Annotated in this window: 4 protein-coding genes and 2 pseudogenes; 2 read left to right on the forward strand and 4 right to left on the reverse strand. The window is 68.1% G+C overall.

Annotated elements, in window-relative coordinates; all coding sequences use genetic code 11:
* Positions 1 to 198: pseudogene (locus ACLP25_RS01375) on the forward strand (serine O-acetyltransferase EpsC); the annotation flags it as partial.
* Positions 199 to 201: 3 nt separating this feature from the next.
* Positions 202 to 423 (forward strand): hypothetical protein, encoded by a 222-nt coding sequence (locus ACLP25_RS01380; protein WP_442467459.1) that lies wholly within the window; start codon positions 202 to 204, stop codon positions 421 to 423.
* A 645-nt stretch (positions 424 to 1,068) separates the two neighbouring features.
* On the opposite strand, the gene ACLP25_RS01385 is transcribed toward ACLP25_RS01380, so the two are convergent.
* The 4 genes and pseudogenes from ACLP25_RS01385 to ACLP25_RS01400 form a co-directional block, all read right to left on the reverse strand.
* Complete coding sequence (locus ACLP25_RS01385; protein WP_442467460.1) at positions 1,069 to 1,518, reverse strand: DUF6691 family protein; 450 nt, start codon at positions 1,516 to 1,518, stop codon at positions 1,069 to 1,071.
* Positions 1,519 to 1,532: 14 nt separating this feature from the next.
* Entirely contained in the window at positions 1,533 to 1,961 is a 429-nt protein-coding gene (locus ACLP25_RS01390; RefSeq protein WP_442467461.1) for a YeeE/YedE family protein, read from the reverse strand.
* Positions 1,962 to 1,987: 26 nt separating this feature from the next.
* Positions 1,988 to 2,137: a hypothetical protein gene (locus ACLP25_RS01395; protein ID WP_442467462.1), complete on the reverse strand. Its 150-nt coding sequence runs from the start codon at positions 2,135 to 2,137 to the stop codon at positions 1,988 to 1,990.
* A gap of 12 nt (positions 2,138 to 2,149) precedes the next feature.
* A pseudogene (locus tag ACLP25_RS01400) lies at positions 2,150 to 2,599 on the reverse strand (putative sulfate exporter family transporter); the annotation flags it as partial.

Genomic DNA, 2,599 nt, shown 5'->3' on the forward strand with positions numbered 1-2,599 from the left:
AAGAACACGCCGCGCCATCCGATCGTCGAGGACGACGTGGTGATCTACGCGGGCGCGACCGTCCTTGGGCGCGTGACCATCGGCCGGGGCTCGTCGATCGGCGGCAATGTCTGGCTCACGCGCGACGCGCCGCCGGGCAGCAGCATCACCCAAGCGAAAGCCCGAAACGAGACGTTCGACGACGGCGCGGGGATCTGACCGATGGTCAATCGATCCGCAGTGCAAAACCTTTGGCGCGCCGCGCGCGGCGGCCTCGCGCGGCTCAACCAGCTGCTCTCCGAAGCCGAGCCAGCCGACGACGCGGTGTTCCAGGCGCCGCCGCGCGGGCCGGACCGGACGGACGACGCCGAGCGCCGCATCGCGGAGGCGCGCAACGGCCGGATTGGCAGACGATCCGGCCCTTGCGGACGCCCGGCGCAATGAGCGCCGCCTGGCGCTCGCGCGCGCTCAACGGCGCCGTTCGGCCCCGGTTCGGCAGCGCTTCGGCATGCGCTCGCGATGCGTTCGACACGCGTTCGGCGCCCGGAAACTGGGCCTTATTCACCCGTATTTTGAACGTTTTCAACGGCTAGTTTCGCAGTTTGCGAGAAAATGCAACGGCCAAGCCGCCGAGCTTGGCGCGCGGCGCTGCAGGGCCGGGTCCATAGCCTGTCGATAGACGGGCGTTCTGACGAACGCCTTTCGGACCCGGCCTCGGCGCGGTTCGTCCATGCCCCCTCGCTTTCCCGTCCGCCAAGCGGATTCCTGAATCGACTTCAGCCTAGCAAAGATTTCTGGTTTTGGGAAATCCTTGTGCGCGCGCTCTGCCGCAACGGGCCGAGCGGCCAGGCCTCTGCGCCCTGCCTGCATCGCGAGGCGCGCCAAACCGCAAGCCGGTGGTCCTCATCCGCCAGGCCGGCGGCCGGTGTCGCGGACGCCGGGAAGCACTACGGCATGTCTCAATGGCGCATGCAGGGCCGGGACGTCACAGTCTGAGATCGCCGAGGCGGCGCCGCCCTACGACGAGCGGCGCCGCAAATCCAGCCCTTCGCGACTTAAGCCGCATCGGAAGAGGGCGCCCGCCGACCGTTAGCCGTCTTCCAGAGCCGCCTTGGCGGTCGGCGCCGCGCGAAGAGCGGGCAGGACGGCGAAAACCGCCATTCCGGCAATCATCGCCACGACGAACAGCGCCGCGCGTCCGTCGAGAAAGCCGATGTCGGTGACCGCCGGGCCGGGGCACAAGCCCGCGAGCCCCCAGCCGACGCCGAACAGGAGCGACCCGCCGATCAGGCGGCCGTCGATCGCCGTTGACGTCGGCAGGTCGAGCGGCGCCCCCGACAGCGTTCGGCCGCGCCGCTTGGCGACGCGGAAGGCGAAGAAGGCCACGACGACTGCGCCGCCCATGACGAAGGCGAGCGAGGGGTCCCAGGCGCCGGCGAGATCGAGGAAGCCCAGCACCTTCATCGGATTGGTCATGCCTGAAAGACAGAGCCCGAGCCCGAACAAAAGGCCGACGAGGAAGGGAGAGACACAGTTCAAGGGGACGCCTCCCTTTAGAGAACGTGGCGCACGGCGAAGACGGTGGTAAAGCCCGCGGCCATGAAGGCCAAGATCGCCGCGAGCGAGCGCGGCGACAGCCGCGCCAGCCCGCACACGCCATGACCGCTGGTGCAGCCGTTGGCGAGGCGCGTGCCGAAGCCGACCGGAAGGCCGGCGACGATCAGCGTCGCGGGTCCGGCCGCGATCGCCGGCGACGGCGTGTCGAACAGCACGCGCGCGACGAAGGGCGCGAGAACGAGGCCGAAAATCGCCTCCGCCCGCCACGGCCGGTCGCCGGCGCGTGGCGGAATGAGGCCGCCGAGGAGGCCGGAGGCGCCGAGGATGCGGCCGTTCTCGAGGAGGAGCCACACCGCCGCAACGCCGATGAGGACCCCGCCGGCCAGAGCCGAGAGCGGCGTGAAGTGAGTCCAGTCGATCGTCATGGCGCGGTCATCCCGGATGTCCTCCCTCAATTGAAGGGGATGAGATGATTGGCGAAGACAAGCAGCACGAGCAGCGCGAGGCCGAGGCCAAGGCTCGAGCCGATGAGCTTCTTTTCGATCGGCAGCAGCGGCTCAGGCGCGGCCTTCAGTTCGTCGCTGAGGTCGGGTGTGGGCATCGCGGTTCTCCGTTACGAAACGAGCGGCGGCTTGACGCCGGCGAAGAAGAGCCAGGAGATGACGAACCCGACCCAGATGACGAAGCCGAACAGCGAGACGACATAGACCGCGGCGAGCTTGCCGAGGCCGTCTTCCCACAGCTTGCGGAAGTTCGACATGACGCCGATCGCGAAGAAGGTCGGGGTAAAGAAAATCACCCTGAGCACGTTCGCCTCGCCGATCGCGGCGGCGAGCTTGCCGGAGGCGCCGGCTGGCGTTGCGAGCGCAAGCACGAGCGCGATGGCGAAAGTCGCGACGAAGCCGAGGATGAACTTCGGGAAGCGCCGCCAGATTTCGATCGCCTTCGCCTTGTCGGCGCGGGGATTGATATGGTTCGTCCAGATAGTGGCGAGGATGAAGGCCCAGACGCCGATGAACACGTCGATGAACACTTTGACCGTCGCCGTCACCGACAGCATCCA

Source organism: Roseiarcus sp., from assembly GCF_052145395.1.
Classification (GTDB): Bacteria; Pseudomonadota; Alphaproteobacteria; order Rhizobiales; family Beijerinckiaceae; genus Roseiarcus.

Excerpts from the sequence above, each read along its gene's own strand:
- ACLP25_RS01380 (WP_442467459.1), top strand. The coding sequence starts at position 202 with ATGGTCAATCGATCCGCAGTGCAAAACCTTTGGCGCGCCGCGCGCGGC.
- ACLP25_RS01390 (WP_442467461.1), bottom strand. The coding sequence starts at position 1,961 with ATGACGATCGACTGGACTCACTTCACGCCGCTCTCGGCTCTGGCCGGC.
- ACLP25_RS01395 (WP_442467462.1), bottom strand. The coding sequence starts at position 2,137 with ATGCCCACACCCGACCTCAGCGACGAACTGAAGGCCGCGCCTGAGCCG.